The organism is Azovibrio restrictus DSM 23866 (genome assembly GCF_000429665.1).
GTDB classification, from domain to species: Bacteria; Pseudomonadota; Gammaproteobacteria; order Burkholderiales; family Rhodocyclaceae; genus Azovibrio; species Azovibrio restrictus.
On the sequence record NZ_AUCH01000001.1, the window covers coordinates 243,527 to 260,969 of the forward strand.

At 62.7% G+C, this 17,443-nt stretch carries 11 protein-coding genes and 1 tRNA gene; 4 read left to right on the forward strand and 8 right to left on the reverse strand.

Annotation, left to right across the window (positions count from 1 at the left end; genetic code table 11):
* Window positions 1–6: 6 nt before the first annotated feature.
* The 6 genes from G474_RS0101205 to G474_RS0101230 form a co-directional block, all read right to left on the reverse strand.
* The gene (locus G474_RS0101205) at window positions 7–945 is read right to left on the reverse strand and encodes a CysB family HTH-type transcriptional regulator (protein ID WP_026685394.1); all 939 of its coding nucleotides are present in this window, start codon (window positions 943–945) and stop codon (window positions 7–9) included.
* 1 nt (window position 946) lies between these two features.
* Window positions 947–2,032 carry a sulfate/molybdate ABC transporter ATP-binding protein gene (locus tag G474_RS0101210; protein WP_026685395.1) on the reverse strand — a complete coding sequence of 362 codons (1,086 nt, stop codon included), beginning with the start codon at window positions 2,030–2,032 and terminating at the stop codon, window positions 947–949.
* Window positions 2,033–2,042: 10 nt separating this feature from the next.
* A complete protein-coding gene (gene cysW / locus G474_RS0101215; RefSeq protein ID WP_026685396.1) occupies window positions 2,043–2,936 on the reverse strand; it encodes a sulfate ABC transporter permease subunit CysW in 894 nt (297 codons plus the stop codon).
* A complete protein-coding gene (gene cysT / locus G474_RS0101220; RefSeq protein WP_026685397.1) occupies window positions 2,936–3,769 on the reverse strand; it encodes a sulfate ABC transporter permease subunit CysT in 834 nt (277 codons plus the stop codon). The genes cysW and cysT overlap by 1 nt, the downstream gene beginning before the upstream one ends.
* Window positions 3,770–4,783: a sulfate ABC transporter substrate-binding protein gene (locus G474_RS0101225; protein WP_051281629.1), complete on the reverse strand. Its 1,014-nt coding sequence runs from the start codon at window positions 4,781–4,783 to the stop codon at window positions 3,770–3,772.
* Window positions 4,784–4,928: 145 nt separating this feature from the next.
* Window positions 4,929–5,927 (reverse strand): sulfate ABC transporter substrate-binding protein, encoded by a 999-nt coding sequence (locus tag G474_RS0101230; RefSeq protein WP_026685399.1) that lies wholly within the window; start codon window positions 5,925–5,927, stop codon window positions 4,929–4,931.
* Between the two features lie 189 nt (window positions 5,928–6,116).
* Between G474_RS0101230 and G474_RS19000 the strand changes: the two genes are divergently transcribed.
* From G474_RS19000 to G474_RS0101250, 4 genes are all read left to right on the forward strand, one after another.
* Window positions 6,117–6,872, forward strand: coding sequence for an EAL domain-containing protein (locus G474_RS19000; protein WP_051281631.1), 756 nt, complete (start codon window positions 6,117–6,119; stop codon window positions 6,870–6,872).
* A 110-nt stretch (window positions 6,873–6,982) separates the two neighbouring features.
* Window positions 6,983–7,726 (forward strand): glycine zipper 2TM domain-containing protein, encoded by a 744-nt coding sequence (locus G474_RS0101240; RefSeq protein ID WP_051281633.1) that lies wholly within the window; start codon window positions 6,983–6,985, stop codon window positions 7,724–7,726.
* Window positions 7,727–7,908: 182 nt separating this feature from the next.
* Window positions 7,909–10,461 (forward strand): putative bifunctional diguanylate cyclase/phosphodiesterase, encoded by a 2,553-nt coding sequence (locus tag G474_RS0101245; RefSeq protein ID WP_051281635.1) that lies wholly within the window; start codon window positions 7,909–7,911, stop codon window positions 10,459–10,461.
* 104 nt (window positions 10,462–10,565) lie between these two features.
* Window positions 10,566–11,849 carry an O-acetylhomoserine aminocarboxypropyltransferase/cysteine synthase family protein gene (locus G474_RS0101250; protein ID WP_026685402.1) on the forward strand — a complete coding sequence of 428 codons (1,284 nt, stop codon included), beginning with the start codon at window positions 10,566–10,568 and terminating at the stop codon, window positions 11,847–11,849.
* Between the two features lie 103 nt (window positions 11,850–11,952).
* On the opposite strand, the gene G474_RS0101255 is transcribed toward G474_RS0101250, so the two are convergent.
* Together G474_RS0101255 and G474_RS0101260 are read right to left on the reverse strand one after the other, a co-directional pair.
* On the reverse strand, window positions 11,953–16,716 hold the full coding sequence (locus tag G474_RS0101255) for an MAC/perforin domain-containing protein (RefSeq protein ID WP_211228035.1): 4,764 nt from the start codon (window positions 16,714–16,716) through the stop codon (window positions 11,953–11,955).
* A gap of 580 nt (window positions 16,717–17,296) precedes the next feature.
* Window positions 17,297–17,390, reverse strand: a tRNA-Ser gene (locus G474_RS0101260).
* Between the last annotated feature and the right edge of the window lie 53 nt (window positions 17,391–17,443).

A 17,443-nucleotide genomic window follows, 5' to 3' on the forward strand; every position in this document is an offset into this window, starting at 1 on the left:
CCGGCTTCAGTCGCTGCCGCGCAGCCCCTGGCGCATGGCTTCCTTGACCACGGCCTCGGAAAGCTCCGGCGACACCTTCTCGATGAAGGCATGGGCATAGCTCCTCAGCCAGGCCCCCTTACGCACCGCCAGCCGGGTGGTGTTGAGGGGGAAGATGTCCTCCGCCTGAAGCAGGGCCAGCCCCCGGTCCTGCTCGGGATCGAAGGCCATGGAAGCAATCAGCCCCACCCCCAGGCCCAGGCCCACGTAAGTCTTGATCACGTCCGCATCGATGGCGGAGAGCACCACGTCGGGCACGATACCGGCCCGGGCAAAGGCCTGGTCGATGTGGGAACGGCCGGTGAAGCCGGCGTGGTAGGTGATGATCGGGTAGTCGCCGATGGCTTCCAGGGTCAGCTTCTCTACCCCCTGCAGGGGGTGGCCCTGGGGCACGATCACCCCATGGCGCCAGCTGTAGCAGGGGAAGGCCGCCAGATCGTCGTTGCCATCCAGGCCCTCGGTGGCGATGCCCACGTCGGCCTCGCCGGCCGCCAGCATTTCGGCGATTTCCCGGGGACTGCCCTGGTGCAGGGTCAGGTGCACCTTGGGGTAATCCTCCTTGAACCACTTGATCACCCGTGGCAGGGCGTAGCGGGCCTGGGTGTGGGTGGTGGCCACCACGAAGTGGCCGGTTTCCCGGCTGGCGAACTGGTCGGCAATGCGGCGCAGGTTCTGGGTGTCGAGCAGGATGCGCTCCACCACCCCGGCCAGCTCCTGGCCCGGGCCGGTGAGCCCCAGCAGGCGCTTGCCCCGGCGCTCGAAGATTTCCACCCCCAGCTCGTCCTCCAGGTCCTTGATGTGCTTGGAGACCCCGGGTTGGGAGGTGTACAGGGCGTTGGCCACCTCTGTCAGATTGAAGTCCTGGCGGATGGTCTCGCGCACGATGCGCAGTTGTTGCAGGTTCATCTCATGCCCCCTTCTGTTCGAATACCTTGAGGCGGGAGGGCACCAGGCGTACCGGCTGGCCCTCGGCCAGGCCCTGGCGCTCCACCTGCTCCCGGGTCAGCTCCACCTCGAAGTGCTGACCGCTGGAACCGTTCACCCCGTCCAGCTCGATCCTGGCCGTGACGCCGAAAGCCAGAATCCGCGAGATCTTCGCCGCCACCCCCAGGTTGCCGGCCTCCCCCGGCAGGATATCCAGTTCATGGGGCCGGGCAAAGGCCACCACCGGCGCCCCCTGATCCAGCGTCAGGGCCAGCGCGTCCTGCCCCCGGTGCAGCAGATCCTCGCCCACCCGCACCTGGCCGTCCTCGGCCCGGCCGTGGAAGTGGTTCACCGCTCCCAGGAAACCATAGACAAAGGGGGTGGCCGGATGACGATAGACCTCCTCGGGAGTGCCGATCTGCTCCACGTGGCCGTGGTCCATCAAGACCACCCGGTCCGCCACCTCCAGGGCCTCTTCCTGGTCGTGGGTGACGAAGATGGAGGTGATGTGCAGCTCGTCGTGGAGCCGCCGCAGCCAGCGGCGCAGCTCCTTCCTGACCTTGGCATCCAGGGCACCGAAGGGTTCGTCCAGCAGCAGCACCCGGGGCTCCACCGCCAGGGCCCGGGCCAGGGCGATGCGCTGGCGCTGGCCCCCCGAGAGCTGGGCCGGAAAGCGGTCGGCGAGCCAGTCCAGCTGCACCAGTTCCAGGAGCTCATGAACCTTCTTCCGGATCACCGCCTCGCTGGGGCGCTCCTTCCGGGGCTTGACCCGCAGACCGAAGGCCACGTTGTCGAACACGCTCATGTGCCGGAACAGGGCGTAATGCTGGAACACGAAGCCCACTTGGCGCTCCCGCACGTGGGTGTGGGAGGCGTCCTCCCCTTCCAGCAGCACGCTGCCGCTGTCGGCGCTCTCCAGACCGGCGATGATGCGCAGCAGGGTGGTCTTGCCGCAGCCCGAGGGCCCCAGCAGGGCCACCAGCTCCCCGGTGGGGAAATCCAGGCTCACGTCGTCCAGGGCGGTGAAGCTGCCGAACTGCTTCCTGATGTTGCGTACTTCGATGCTCATCTTGTTTTCCTCATTTCTCAATGGCGGCCTGAGCCTGAGCGGCCTTCCACTCCACCCAGGTCTTGATCACCAGGGTGACCAGGGCCAGGAGCGCCAGAACCGATGCCACGGCAAAGGCAGCGGCAAAGTTGTATTCGTTGTAGAGAATTTCCACGTGCAGGGGCATGGTGTTGGTCTGGCCCCGGATGTGGCCGGAAACCACCGACACGGCGCCAAATTCGCCCATGGCCCGGGCATTGCAGAGGATCACCCCGTACAGGAGCCCCCACTTGATGTTGGGCAGGGTCACATGCCAGAAGGTCTGCCAGCCGTTGGCGCCCAGCACCACGGCCGCCTCTTCCTCCTCCTTGCCCTGGGCCTGCATCAGGGGAATCAGCTCCCGGGCCACGAAGGGAAAGGTGACGAACACGGTGGCCAGCACGATGCCGGGCACGGCGAAGACGATGCGGATGTCGTGCTCCGCCAGCCAGGGGCCGAACCAGCCCTGGGCCCCGAAGATGAGCACGTAGATCAGGCCGGCGACCACCGGGGAGACGGAGAACGGCAGATCGATCAGGGTGGTGAGCAGCTGCTTGCCCCGGAACTCGAACTTGGCGATGGCCCAGGCCGCAGCCACGCCGAACACCAGGTTCACCGGCAGGGCAATGGCCGCCGTGATCAGGGTGAGCTTGATGGCTGACAGGGCATCGGGTTCCACCAGGGCCAGCCAGTAGGTTTCCAGCCCCTTCCTCAGGGCTTCCACGAACACGGCCACCAGGGGCAGGAGCAGGAATACCGCGAAGAAGGTCAGGGACAGGCCCAGGATCAGCCCTTTCACCCAGGGGGCTTCCCGGGTGGCCGAGCGGCTCTCGTACTTGCTGGCATGGTCCCCGTGCCAGTGCAGGGTTGTGGCGGCGCCGGCCATTAGCGGTTCCTCCCGGTTCTTTTAGCAGTCCAGGCCTGCAGCAGGTTGATCAGCAGCAACAGGGCGAAGGAGATCAGCAGCATCACCACGGCAATGGCGGTAGCTCCTACGTAGTCATACTGCTCCAGCTTGGTGATGATCATCAGCGGCGTGATTTCCGAGACAAAGGGCAGGTTCCCGGCAATGAAGATCACCGAGCCGTACTCCCCCACCGCCCGGGCAAAGGCCAGGGCAAAACCAGTCAGCAGCGCCGGCAGCAGGATGGGCAGGATCACCAGGCGGAAGGTCTGCCAGCGCTGCGCCCCCAGGCTGGCGGCAGCCTCTTCCAGCTCCGTATCCAGATCCTCCAGGATGGGCTGCACGGTACGCACCACGAAGGGCAGACCGATGAACACCAGGGCCACCAGGATGCCCAGGGGGCCGAAAGCCACCTTGATGCCCAGGGGCTCCAGGTACTGGCCCAGCCAGCCGTTGCCCGCATACAGGGCCGTCAGGGCGATGCCGGCCACGGCCGTGGGCAGGGCAAAAGGCAGATCCACCAGGGCATCGACCAGCTTCTTGCCGGGAAAGCGGTAGCGCACCAGGGCCCAGGCCAGCATCAGGCCGAACACCGCATTGATGGCCGCAGCCAGGAGCGAGAGGCCGAAGCTCACCTGATAGGTGGCCACCACCCGGGGGGCGCTGACCACCGCCCAGAACTCCTCGAGACTCAGAGCCGAGGACTTGATGAACACGGCTGCCAGGGGAATCAGCACCACCAGGGAGAGGTACACCAGGGTGTACCCCAGGGCCAGGTGAAAGCCGGGCAGGACCTTATGTTGCTGGGCCGCCATTTAGCGCCTCGCCGCGATCTGGTCGTAGAGGCCGCCGTCGGCGAAGTGGGCCTTCTGCACCTTGGCCCAGCCGCCCAGGGCGCTGTCTACGGTAAAGGTCTGCACGGCGGGGAAACGGGCGGCGTACTTCTTCAGCAGCGCCGGGTCCCGGGGACGGAAATGGTGCCGGGCAATGATGTCCTGGCCCTCGGGGGAAAACAGGAAGTTCAGGTAGGCCGTGGCCGCATCCCGGGTTCCCTTCTTGTCCACCACCTTGTCCACCACCGCCACGGGGGCGGGCGCTTCGATGGTGACGGAGGGATAGACCAGGTCGAACTGACCGCCGCCCACTTCCTTGTCGATCAGCACCGCCTCGTTTTCGAAGGTCACCAGCACATCGCCGACGCCCCGCTGGGTGAAGGTGGTGGTGGCTCCCCGGCCGCCGCCGTCGAGCACCGGCACGTTGCCGAACAGCTTGCCCACGAATTCCCGCGCCCGGACCTCATCGCCCTTGTACTGTTGCAGGGCATAGCCCCAGGCGGCCAGCCAGGTGTAGCGGCCATTGCCGGAAGTCTTGGGGTTGGGCACGATCACGGCAACCCCGGGACGGGCCAAGTCAGACCAGTCCTTGATGCCCTTGGGGTTACCCTTCCTGACCAGGAACACGGAAATGCTGCTGTAGGGGGTCGCCTCGTGGGGGAAGCGCTTTTTCCAGTCTGCCGCCACCAGCCCGCCCCGCTCCACCAGGATGTCGATGTCGGGGGCCTGGTTCATGGTGATCACGTCCGCCTCCAGCCCGCCGATCACGGCACCGGCCTGCTTGCTGGAACCCCCATGGGACTGGCTGATGTTGATTTTTTCCCGGTGCTTCCCCTGCCACTGGGCGGCAAAGGCCGGGTTGATCTCCTTGTATAGCTCCCGGGAAACGTCGTAAGACACATTGAGGAGGGTGGTATCCGCAAAAGCGGGGGCGAGGCTGGCGGCCAGGAGGCCGACGCCGCCGATCAGGCGGGCCAGGAAACGATTTTGCGACATGCTGAACTTCCCGTGAAAGATTTGACCGGGCCAGTTTATTTGCAGCGCAGCAAGCCAAAAAATAATAAAAACTTCATTGCTTATGTTCGAATCCGTATAAACAAAAACGGGGCCGCAGCCCCGTTTTGTCCCCATGGCGTCCGGATCACTTCGAGACGATCTGGTCGAACACGCCGCCATCAGCAAAGTGGGTGGCCTTGGCCTTGCTCCAGCCGCCGAAGGCCTCGTCGATGGTGAACAGCTTCACCTTGGGGAACTGGCTGGCGTACTTCTTACCCACCTTTTCCAGGGTCGGGCGGTAGTAGTTCCGGGCGGCAATTTCCTGGCCCTCCTCGCTGTAGAGATACTCCAGGTAGGCCTGGGCCACCTTGCGGGTGCCCTTCTTGTCCACCACCTTGTCCACCACGGCCACGGGAGGCTCGGCGAGGATGGAGAGGGAGGGCACGACGATGTCGAACTTGTCGGGCCCCAGCTCCTTGATGGCCAGGAAGGCCTCGTTTTCCCAGGACAGGAAGACATCGCCTATGCCCCGCTCCACGAAGGTGATGGTGGAACCCCGGGCCCCGGAATCCAGCACCGGCACATTCTTGTAGAGCCGCTTCACGAACTCCCGGGCCTTGTCATCACCGCCGTACTTGCGCTTGGCGAATTCCCAGGCGGCCAGGTAATTCCACTGGGCGCCGCCGGAGGTCTTGGGATTGGGGGTGATCACCTGCACCCCGGGCTTGACCAGATCGTCCCAGTCCTTGATCCCCTTGGGATTGCCCTTCCTGACCAGGAACACGATGGTGGAGGTATAGGGCGTGCTGTTGAGGGGCAGGCGCTTCTGCCAGTCGGGGGGCAGCACCTTGGCCTTGTCGGCAATGGCGTCTATGTCCCCGGCCAGGGCCAGGGTCACCACGTCGGCCTCCACCCCGTCGATCACGGCCCGGGCCTGCTTGCCGGAGCCCCCGTGGGACTGTTTGACGCTGAGCTTTTCACCGGTCTTGGCGGCCCAGTATTTGGCAAAGGCCGGGTTGAATTCCTGGTACAGCTCCCGGGTCGGGTCGTAGGAGACATTGAGGAGGGTGGTCTGGGCCTGGGCCAGGGGAGAAATCAGGAGGGTGGCGGCGAACAAGCCGGCGATAAGGGATGGGCGCTGCATGATGGGCTCCGTTGCGTTGATGTGGAGCCAGTCTAGAAACCCGCGCCACCCCGGGGAACGATTCATTTCTGATTTGCTTATGCCATTTTCCCGCCCCCGCCAGCCCATAAGCTCATGCTTTTTTCTTCGTTGTCCGCTCCGGGCCCCGGGACAGAAACTGAGCCCCTTTCAGCGCACCAGGAAAAGAACATGCCGCTCACCGAACTCGTCCGCCACCTGAACCACCAGGCCCGCCACCAACCGGGTTCCCTGCGTGTTCCCCAACCCTTTGCCAGCGGCGAACGCCAGGTCTGGGCCCGCTTTGCCGGGCTGCAACTGGGCTCCCGCTTCCTGCCCATTCTCGAACGCCGCAGCGGGCGGCTGCACGGGCACCGGGCCAGCCTGGAAATCCTGCACCTGGAGCGGGGCACCCGGCTGGAGCCGGAAGCCCTGTTCGTGCTCCCCAGCGACGATGAGGAGTTCATCTATCTGGACCGGCTGGTGCGCACCCTGCATGCCCTCAACTATCTCAGCCAGGGCCTGCAGGGCAATCTGCTGCTCCAGGTACATCCCCGCCACGTCCAGAGCGTCCCCGACAGCCACGGGCTGGCCTTCGAGGAAATCCTGCGTCCCTGCGGCCTGCTCCCCACCCGGATCACCCTGGAGCTGGACCTGGACGGGGTCGAAGCCGTGCCTCACCTGCTCAGGGCCGCGCGCAACTACCACCGCCGGGGCTACCGGATCGCCGTACACCGCTTCGGCCGGGTTGCCCCCGATTACCCCCTCCTGGCCCAGCTGCAACCCTGGATCGTGGGTCTGGACAGCCGGCTCGCGGGAGCGCATCTGGCCGAGGCCCAGGCGCGGATCCAGGCCCAGGGGGCCCTCAGTCTCGCCTACCGGGAAACAGCTGCAGCAAGCAGCGACCTGCTCCTGGGAACGCCGCGCCCAGCCGAAGGAACTCCATGACTGCCCGTCACCCGGTGTAAAGAATTGTGTCCCCTGTCCCCCGGGGAAAGGGCCGGACCCGTTTTTGCGGTATCTGGTCCGGAACCAGTTTCACCTCAGGAGACACCCTCATGGAAAACACCGCCCAACCCCTGATCAGGAAAACCCACCCCCTGATCCTGGTGGCCGCCACCTCGGTCACCGTGCTCAGCCTGGCAGGCACCGCCCACCTGCTGGGCTGGCTGCCCCGCCCCGCGGCTCCCGCGCCCCAGGAGGCCCAGGAGGTGGTGGCCGCAGCGCCCGTCACCCCCGCTCCAGCCAGGCAGGACAGTCCCCATGCCACCTTGCAGATTCCTGCCGGCAGCACCGTCACCGTGCACCCGGCCACCCAGGAAAAACCCCGGAACGTCGCCAGTGCCCGCCCGGCCCCCCGGGAAACCCCGGTCCGGACCCGGGAAGAAGAACCCCGCCAGGACTCCCCCCTGCGCCGGGTCGCCTCGGACAACGGCATTGACGTGACGCCGGCCCCCGTCCAGCCGACCTGCCGTGACTGCGGAGTGGTGCAGCAGGTGCGGGAAATCAAGGCCCCGGGCGAAGGCAGCGGCCTGGGCGCCATTGCCGGCGGCCTGCTGGGCGGGGTGCTGGGCAACCAGGTGGGCGGCGGCAATGGCCGCAAGCTGGCCACCGTGGCCGGAGCCGTGGGCGGGGCCTACGCCGGCCACCAGATCGAGAAATCGACCCGCTCCAGCACCCGCTACGAAGTTACCGTGCGCCTGGAAGACGGCAGCCGTCAGGTGCTCACCCTGGATGAAGCGCCCAGCTGGCGTGCCGGAGACCCGGTCAGGGTGGAAAACGGGCAGCTCTACGGCCGCTAGAACACCAATAAAAGCTGTCTTACCCCTCCCAAGCGCCCTTGATGGGCGCTTTTTGCATTTTGGCGCGGTCGTCCCCTGGGTCGGGGCTATAATCCTCCGACCATCGGTGCGGTCGTGGCCCAGGAGCGGCGACTGTCAGGGAAAGGTGGATACACAACGGCCACTACATAAGCGCCTCCGTCATGAAACTAAAAACCTTCATCCTCTCTGCCTCCTGTGGCGTGGCCATCCTGTTTTTCGCCCTCAGCTACCTTTTCATGCGCGGGGAATTCGAGCAGTCCGCCAAGGCCCAGGCCTCCCAGAGTTCTGCAGCCCTGGCCGGCGTCACCTTCGCAGCCATGTACGAACTCATGAGCCAGGGCTGGACCCGGCACCAGGTGGAGTCCTTCATCCAGTCCACCCGGGATGCAGCCAAGGGGGTTGCAGGGGTGCAGATTTACCGCTCCCCCATCGTCGAAGCCCGCTACGGGGAAATCCAGCAACCGGTCATGGACCAGGTGCTCCAGGAAGCCATTGCCTCCGGCCTGCCCATCCATGTGGAAGAAGGCAAGGTACAGCGCCATGTGTATCCCCTGCGGGCCGAAGCCAAGTGCCTGAGCTGCCACAACAACGCCCAGCTGGGGGACAGCCTGGGCGCCATCGAGGTCACCCACGACCTGGCTCCTCTTCTGACCGAGAGCCACCGCAAGCTGCTCACGGGCCTCACCCTGCTCTCCCTGGTGGCCATGCTGGGCGCCCTGCTGGTGGTGTTCTGGGTCAATCGCCGCATCGAACGGGCCATCCACACGGTGGAAGAAGGCATCGCCAGCATCAATCAGGTGGATGACCTGAAGCACCTGCACTTCCAGCAGGGCAAGGCTGGTTTCGAGGAGCTGGATCACATTCTCGCCAGCATCAACCAGTTTGGCGCCCGGGTCCGGGAAATCGCCGTGGACAAGGACATCCTCAAGTTCGAGATCAGCCTGCTGGAGAAATTCGTCATCACCTCAGAGGTGGTGAAGGACTGGCGCCAGTATCTGTCCCAGCTCCTGGACGAGATCAACAAGATCCTGGTGGCCCACATGCTGTTCTCGGTCTTCAAGATCGACGAGGAGCTGTTCGACCTGGAAATCTTCTGGCATCACCCCCCCACCCAGGAAACCCGGGACATGATGGAGCGCCACGTGCGCCAGGCCCTGGCCGACCACAGCCGCTTCGGCGACATTGCCACGGTGAACATCCATCACCACATCTGCAAGCCCAGCCATCCGGTCAGCCATCTGACCGAGCGGGACGTGGCAGTACGGGTCAAGTCCTTCTTCGTGGAAACCCCCAAGATCGGCGGCATCGTCGGCATCGGGGTGCACGCCCAGGACGTGGACGACACCCGCTACCTGGTGATGGACAGCGTCCTCTCCACCCTGCTCAACGTGATCGGTTCGGTGAAGGCCATCTACAAATACACCCGGGACCTGGAGTATTACGCCACCCGCGACCCCCTCACCGACCTCTTCAATCAGCGGGTGTTCTGGGAAATGCTGGGCTACGAGGTGGGCCGCTCCCAGCGCCACGACTACAAGTTCGGCCTGCTGCTCATCGACCTGGATAATTTCAAGACCATCAACGACAACTATGGTCACCGGGTCGGGGACCGCTTCCTCCAGTCCATGGCCATCAACATCCGTCAGGCCCTCAGGAACGAGGACATCCTGGCCCGCTACGGCGGCGACGAGTTCGTCATCATCCTGCCGGAAACGGACCTGGAAAGCGCCGCCCAGATCGCCAACCGGATGCTGGCCACCGTCACCGGCATGGCCCTGCCCCACGAGGACGGGGCCCCCATCAAGGCCACGGTGTCCATCGGCCTGGCCATCTACCCCGACCATGCCCAGGACAGCAAGGATCTGTTCCTGTTCGCCGATACCCTGATGTACAAGGCCAAGGGGGAAGGCAAGAACCGGGTGGCCATTCCCACCGACGAGGATGCAGCCCAGACCTTCCGGGACATCAGCCAGCGCAGCATGCTGGTCCTGAACGCCATCGAGAACAAGGAAATCCTGCCTTTCTACCAGCCCATCCTGGACATCAAGGCCGGCAAGATCATCGCCTACGAATGCCTGTCCCGCCTGCCCTTCGAGCAGGATGTGCTGCGCGCCGACCAGTTCGTGGAGCTGGCCGAGAAGATGGGTGTCATCCACCGCATGGACCTGATCGTCATCGAAAAAGCCCTGCTGGCCATGAAGCAGCATGCCTTCGACGGCCTGATCTTCTTCAACCTTTCGCCCCGGGCCCTGGTGCTGAAGGAATTCGCCCAGACCCTGCAGCGGGTGGTCCAGGAAAGCGGCATCGCCCCGGAACGCATCGTTTTCGAAATCACCGAGCGGGACACGGTGCGCAACCTCAGCCTGCTGGATGCCTTCCTGGCCGACCTCAAATCCGGCGGCTTCAAGCTGGCCCTGGACGACTTCGGCTCCGGCTTTTCCTCCTTCCATTACCTGCGGCGCTTCCCCATCGATTACCTGAAGCTGGAAGGCGATTTCATCGCCAACATCCTCAACGACGAACGGGACAAGGCCTTCGTGCAGAGCATGCGCGATCTGGCCGGACAACTGGGCCTCAAGGTGATCGCCGAGTTCGTGGAATCCCAGGACGTGCTGGATGCCCTGGACGAAATGCACATCCACTACGCCCAGGGCTACCATGTGGGCCGCCCGGCCCCCAGCCCCCTGACGGAAACCGGGTGGCAGCGGCGCTGAGCGCCCCCCCACCCTTATTAGCTTATAGGCAGGCCGTCTAAGCGGCCTGCCACTCCCTTGCTAGACTCCAGACTTTCGTTCAAACCAAGATCCAGAGGAGAGACATGAAGATCGAAACCCTCGCCGTGCATGGCGGCTACAGCCCGGACCCCACCACCAAGGCGGTGGCCGTACCCATTTACCAGACCACGTCCTACGCCTTTGACAGCACCCAGCACGGGGCCGACCTGTTCGATCTGAAGGTGCCCGGCAACATCTACACCCGCATCATGAACCCCACCCAGGATGTCCTGGAAAAGCGGGTCGCTGCCATGGAAGGCGGCGTCGCCGCTCTGGCCATGGCCTCCGGCATGGCCGCCATCACGGCCGCCATCATGACCATCGCCGAGGCCGGCGACAACATCGTCACCTCCAGCACCCTTTACGGCGGCACCTACAACCTGTTCGCCCACACCCTGCCCCAGTACGGCATCGAAGTGCGCTTCGCCGACTACCGGGACCCGGACGCCTTCGAGAAGCTGATCGACGCCAGGACCAAGGCCGTCTTCTGCGAATCCGTCGGCAACCCGCTGGGCAATGTCACCGATTTCGAAAAACTGGCCGCCGTGGCCCACAAGCATGGCGTGCCGGTCATCGTGGACAACACAGTGCCTTCCCCCTACCTGTGCCGCCCCTTCGAGCACGGCGCCGACATCGTGGTCCATGCCCTGACCAAGTACCTGGGCGGCCACGGCAACTCTATCGGCGGCATCATCGTCGATAGCGGCAAGTTCCCCTGGGCCGAGCACAAGCAGAAATTCAAGCGCTTGAACGAACCCGACGTGTCCTACCACGGCGTGGTCTATACCGAAGCCCTGGGTGCCGCCGCCTACATCGGCCGGGCCCGGGTCGTGCCCCTGCGCAACATGGGCGCCGCCATCAGCCCCTTCAACGCCTTCCTCATCCTGCAAGGCATCGAGACCCTGGCGCTGCGCATGGACCGTACCTGCGACAACGCCCTGGCCATCGCCAAGTTCCTGCAGAACCACCCCAAGGTGAGCTGGGTCAATTACGCCGGCCTGCCCGACCACAAGGACTTCCCCCTGGTGCAGAAGTACATGGGCGGCCGCGCCTCCGGCATCCTCAACTTCGGCGTCAAGGGCACCAACTGCGGTGGCCGTGAAGCCGGCGGCAAGTTCCAGGATGCCCTGAAGCTGGTCACCCGTCTGGTGAACATCGGCGACTGCAAGACCCTGGCCTGCCACTCCGCTTCCACCACCCACCGCCAACTGTCCCCCGAGGAACTGGCCAAGGCCGGTGTCTCCGAAGATATGATCCGCCTGTCCGTGGGCATCGAGCACATCGACGACATCCTGGCCGACCTGGACCAGGCCCTGAACGCCGCCTGAGCTCCACGCCCCGGGGCCCTCTGCTCCCGGGAGCAATAGCAGAAAAGCCAGCTCCTGCTGGCTTTTCTGCATTTTCCGGAAAGCGCAGCTCCAGGAACCTGGCTCAGGGGTTCTTGAAGTTACCCAGCACCAGCATGTCTCCCGGCACGGCGGCCTGAGAGAAAGTGATGAAGTCGTCGGCTGGAAAGAGCAGGTTCTTGATGGCAAACAGGGAAACCGCCGTGAAGCTGACGTTCATCTGTGTCACGATCTGCTGCGGAACCTGGGCCTTGACCTGTTGATTGACCTTGGCCTCCAGGTCATCGGAACCCGAGGGACCGCCCCCCGCCACATGCCCGGTCACCGTTACCGCCTGACTCTGCATGGAGATGTTGATCTGCTGCTCCCGCCCACTGCCGCCAATACTGACAGGTGCGAAAGCCTGGACATTGGAGGTAGCGTCGTTCCTGAAGGAGCCATACCAGGACCGCGAACAATCACCAAAGATGCAGGGCCAGTAGGAGTAGGTGCTGTAGGTATCCACCTCCATGGACTGGGTCTTGGAACCAGAGAGCAGCATCTGCCCATCGGCCTGGGGTTTCAGGGTCATGCCCGACAGATCCCAGGTCACCTTGTTGTCGGGAAAATAGTATTTCGTGATCGTGCACGAGCCGGAATACTCCGTGCTGGTGGTCGTGGTCTGGGTCAGGCTGCTGAGATCCACATTGGAGGCCGATACGGGGGCGCGGGTGAATTCCCCCCAGGCCGCCTTCCCTGGCTCGCTGGATTTGCGCCCCACGAGGCTCCAGCCGGACTTGTTCATGGCACTGGAGAGCACGTCGGAGAAAAACAGTTCGCTACGGATCAGCAGGGACACCTGATTGTCCAGGGGTAGCGGTTCGGGCACGTTGTTGAGGAAGGTCAGGGTGGGATTGAGCAGTGCCCGGGTACCGGTCTGGATGAAGAGCTGCAGGATGTCCACATTCGCTTCGGTGCGCAGGACCTTGAACAGAAAGCCATTCGGCTTCATGGCATCGATCACCGGCACATTGCTCAGGTCCAGGGCATTGACCAGGTACACCACGGGATTTTCGGCAAAATAGGCCTTTATGGCCGCGTTCAGCGCCACCTTTTCCTCGTCACTGATTTCCATGTTGTCCACGGTGAAAGCCCCCTGAGCCATATCCAGCTCCACCTTCAGGAGATTGTGCTCTTTGCCATCAATGGTGGCGACCCCCATGACCTTCGAGAGATTGACGACTGCCGTCAGGGTCTTGCCAGCCATGCTACTCGGGGGATCACATTTTTCCGGTTCGCTGCCGACCTGGATGCAATTGGTCTGGCTGCCTTTTTCTATGGGCATCTGCAACTGGACCGTGCTGTTGTTGTTGGCCTGGAAGTTGAGCAGAGGGTAGCCATACTCCAGATAGAACTTCTTGATCGACCATACCCCTTCCACCACCTTGGTCCGGGTCTGAGCGGAAATCGTGTTCTTGTAACGGGTGTCATGCTTGAGGGCCTCGTACTGCTTGCGCAAGGCACTATTGATCTGGGTCAGCCCCATGTTGAAGACCACATCCCAGCCATTGGTCACCGTTCCCGCCCCATTCAGATAGGAAATCAGCCCTGAAGCAGATGGCTGCTGGGAGCCGTTGGCGGCCATGGCCATCAGGCTGCTGCGTACGACTTCGATACCCGGCCCTCGGGCACGAGCCCTCCTGTTGCCGGCAAGCTGCAGGGGCACATCGACAATCCGGGCCTCCAGGATGAAGGTCAGCCGGATGTCCACCGTCATGCCGGCACAGGCCAGGCCTTCATTGATCCGGGTCTTGGGCAAGGAAACCAGCCAGGAACCGAATGGCGTGACAGGGCTTACCCCTGCGGACCAGGAATAGCCCTGATCAGTAAAATCAGGCTGCCCCGTTGCCAGGTCGAACTGATAGACCCGCTCCCGCCAGGGGGTATGGAAGCGCAGACTAGCGCGCTCCACGTTACGATCAGTGAAGGGCTTGTCTTCAAAGGTGAGTTTGACGAGCAACTTGCCACTTGCAGTGGAGTTCACCCCGCGCACCTCCGCCACCACCGCCAGAGCCCGCAGATTCACATACTGGCGAAAAGCCGGCGTGTTGGGATCGATGACGATCTCGAAGGCATGGCCGTTACTGATGTTTTCGACCAGGACCCCTTCGATGTCGATGGAGATGGGCTTGGTGGTTGAAGCCTGATACTGCAGCAGCTGGGACTTGGCTTCCAGGGTTGCCTCCCCCTGTTTGATACGGGACTGCATGAAGGTCAGAAGACTGTAGCTGGCAATGGGCGTGGGAGCCTGCAGCCAGGCATATTGCAGGGCCTGGTCCTGCAGCAGGAAAGCCTTGGCAAAGGTGGTGAGCATCTGGCGACGCAAATAATCGAGGCTGCCGGTCAGGCCCACCAGATCGATTTCTTCCTTGTCCAGATCCTTGACCTGGGCGGGATGCAGGGTATCCACCAGGCGCTCGAGACGCCCGGCCTGACGTTCATTCAGGATTTTCTGCTGCTGGTTCGTGTAGATGTCACGCTGGATCTGGTGCAGGCCGGACTGGGCACTGGTCAGGGCCTTGCCCCGGGCCGCCAGGATCTTGAAGGCGGCAACCATTTTTGCCTTGGCCTCGTTCACACCGCTGCCGCTCGGCCCGGTGGACATGACCACATCCAGCTGAATGGACATTTCATCCCAGTTCAAGCCGGCAGTATTGCCGTAGCCCATGTCATCAAGGCCATCCAGGGTTTTCTGGGCGTCCTGCAGGTTCTTCACGGTACCGGAAACCGTGTTGTATACCTTCATGGTGGCATTCAGGACGTTCAGGGTCTTCTGAATGAGCTGGGCCGTCTGCCCCAGCTCCTTGACGGCCGAGATCGCACTCGAAGGGATCAGGACGGATGTGGCCAGGCTGAAGGTATTGGTCGCCACATCGAGGCCGAACTTGATGAGTTCCATGGTTTCCCATTGGGTAACCGCCGCCTTGTATTCCTGAACCGCCTGATCAACCTCGGCCTGCTGCTCGAACAAGGCCTTGGAAAGCGCGTTGATCTTGTCCTGCTGAGCCTTGGCCTCGGCCTGGCTGGCCGTGATCACCCTATCGTACTGACTCGACATGTCCTTGACGGACTGGGCATTGGCTTCGACCAGGCCGGCGAGCAACGCGCCCGACTCGATAATGTTCTCATTGAGGGTCTTGGCGACCTCAATGGTCAGCTCTGCCTGCTTGCGCTGATTGATCTGGATGGTGTTCTCGCTGACCTGGCGCTGGATCTCCTGTAGGTAATCAAGGATTTTCCTTACAGCCCCCTCATAATCGCCGGCAGGAAGAATCGGAACGAACGCGCCGTAACCGGCATTGGGGGCATAACGGGCCAGATCCAAGGCACGAAAACGCATGGCTAGAAAATCCTCATCCTCCAACCCGGCTGGGATCACCACGCCAACCCAGTTCAGGTAAGCACGGGCCAGACGCTGGACCTGCCCTGCCCCCGCCTCCCCCGTCTGCATGCCCAGCACGGCCTCACCGAAAGCCAGGGAGAACTCCAGGCTGTCCTTCAGCAAGGGTAAAAGGGACTGGGAGGGTGGTCGCCGCACATCATCACTGACCGAAGGCCAACCGCTGGCATCCAAGTCATAGCGCAAACCATCGACGACCAGAAAACTCCGGCTGTCGTCCCGGCACTCGAAACGGGCGGCCCCCAGGAAACGGTCGCAGCCGATTTGCAAGTTATCGAAACCAGCAGCCTCCAGGCAAAGCACATTGGGCCTGCCCTGGGCCCGGAGATCGAGAATGTACCCGAACAGCCGGACCTCACTCCCCGGTAAATCAAGGGGGTTTTTCCCTGCTGCTGCAACCACATAACCATAGGTAATAAAACTCCGGACTTCCGAACGAGCCACCAGCTGCATCCCGGCCAGATCCAGTCGCGCCTTGTAAACATTGATGTTGGGCGTGGCAATGGTGGACACGACGCCCGGCTGGTCATCAGGAATCAGGGCAGAGAAATCTGTGTTGTCCAGGGAGGCGAAATTGGGATTGATCGAATCACCGAAAACCGTGCTCATGGCCGCCTTGAAAACACGCCCCCAGACCGCTGTACGTTTGTATTCCGTAAAAGTAGTCAGGGGCGCCAGGGTGACCTGGATGGGAGCCTGCTCAATGAAACACTCGTTCAACACCGGCAGAGACACGGCCGTGTCGTCGGCAAAAGCTTGAAACACGCTGTTCTGCCGGGCCCAGGTCTTCTCGTGCCACTGACCTGCCGCCAGACTTTTCAGAAAAGCCTGAGCATTGCTGAAACAGAGGAGCTTTCCATACTGCCGGACAAACCCGAAGGCTCCCGTATTGGCATCGGTAGTGAAGTAGCGGAAATTGACCGCGCCAGGCCCGGTGAAATCCCCCTCCTGCTCCTCCAGAGCTTGCCGGACCCGTTCGAACCGAGCCGCATCGTAGGCAAACACCTGCACGATCTGGTCACCAATCGAGAGGGAGGAGACGAAATGGGTCCCCCACTGGGCAAACAAATCCAGATATTCATTGGCATCCTCCTGGCTCAGCTCGGCAGCGACATCATTGAGTCCATGAGCCCGGAAATGGCGCATGCGGGCCATAGTACGCATGAAGGAGCCGTGCACTCCTATTCTGGGATCAGGCCGCAAGGCATGAACCGTGGTCAGAACCCGGTTTTCCTTGGTGGTATGGTGGAGAGTCTGGTCAGAACGAACCAGCTTGACGAGAGCGTAACGAAGCTTGGGGTCGTCCAGGGCCACCCCCAGCACGGTAGCCAGTTCCTGGCGCGCCGTCTCCCCTTGTGGGGCAGACAGGAGCAGAGCGCCGGCAGGCAGGCAGGGCGGCGCCTGATCCATGCCGGGAGCCTCCACTTCGTACCCGAGCAGTGCCGTAACCAAACTATCCGGCGTTTCGTGCAAACTGATCACCGGATACCCCCAGTCACCCCGTGCCTCCGACGCTTCCACTGCTTGAAGCGCCATCGGTTGAGCTTCCGGTTTACACAGGATGTCGAGGTTCCCAGCCCCGGGATTCCAGCCGGGCCCATAGCCTCTCACCAGGTTTGCAGCAGCTCCAAGATACAGACCACTTAATCCAGCCATGACGACGCTCCTTGTGTCAGATAGCAGACTCGCCCCCGACAACGCCGGGCGCACAAAATACTTATGTCATGCTATCGGATCAACAGAGAGGCAGGCATCAGTTATTTATCTGGAATCATCACTGCACTTGCTGTTAAGCGTAGCGACCTGGCATGGGGAATGGATTCCGCTGCTACCAGCTGTATGCCATAGAGGAATCGGCTGCATGTCCTGCCATGGAGCAAACCCATAGCCGCTCCTGCAGCAGCGCTGCCAGGTGTTTTCTGCAAGGGGGTCGGAAAATTTGAATGCCAGAAAAGCAAAACGCCCCAAAAAGGGGCGTTTTGCTTTGTACTGGCGGAGACGGAGGGATTCGAACCCTCGATACGAGTTTTAGCCCGTATGCTCCCTTAGCAGGGGAGTGCCTTCGACCTCTCGGCCACGTCTCCACGGGAGGCGCGAATCATATAGGTTTCGCGCTTTCCGGTCAAACCCTAACTGA

Excerpts from the sequence above, each read along its gene's own strand:
- G474_RS0101205 (WP_026685394.1), bottom strand. The coding sequence starts at position 945 with ATGAACCTGCAACAACTGCGCATCGTGCGCGAGACCATCCGCCAGGAC.
- G474_RS0101210 (WP_026685395.1), bottom strand. The coding sequence starts at position 2,032 with ATGAGCATCGAAGTACGCAACATCAGGAAGCAGTTCGGCAGCTTCACC.
- cysW (WP_026685396.1), bottom strand. The coding sequence starts at position 2,936 with ATGGCCGGCGCCGCCACAACCCTGCACTGGCACGGGGACCATGCCAGC.
- cysT (WP_026685397.1), bottom strand. The coding sequence starts at position 3,769 with ATGGCGGCCCAGCAACATAAGGTCCTGCCCGGCTTTCACCTGGCCCTG.
- G474_RS0101225 (WP_051281629.1), bottom strand. The coding sequence starts at position 4,783 with ATGTCGCAAAATCGTTTCCTGGCCCGCCTGATCGGCGGCGTCGGCCTC.
- G474_RS0101230 (WP_026685399.1), bottom strand. The coding sequence starts at position 5,927 with ATGCAGCGCCCATCCCTTATCGCCGGCTTGTTCGCCGCCACCCTCCTG.
- G474_RS19000 (WP_051281631.1), top strand. The coding sequence starts at position 6,117 with ATGCCGCTCACCGAACTCGTCCGCCACCTGAACCACCAGGCCCGCCAC.
- G474_RS0101240 (WP_051281633.1), top strand. The coding sequence starts at position 6,983 with ATGGAAAACACCGCCCAACCCCTGATCAGGAAAACCCACCCCCTGATC.
- G474_RS0101245 (WP_051281635.1), top strand. The coding sequence starts at position 7,909 with ATGAAACTAAAAACCTTCATCCTCTCTGCCTCCTGTGGCGTGGCCATC.
- G474_RS0101250 (WP_026685402.1), top strand. The coding sequence starts at position 10,566 with ATGAAGATCGAAACCCTCGCCGTGCATGGCGGCTACAGCCCGGACCCC.
- G474_RS0101255 (WP_211228035.1), bottom strand. The coding sequence starts at position 16,716 with ATGGATCAGGCGCCGCCCTGCCTGCCTGCCGGCGCTCTGCTCCTGTCT.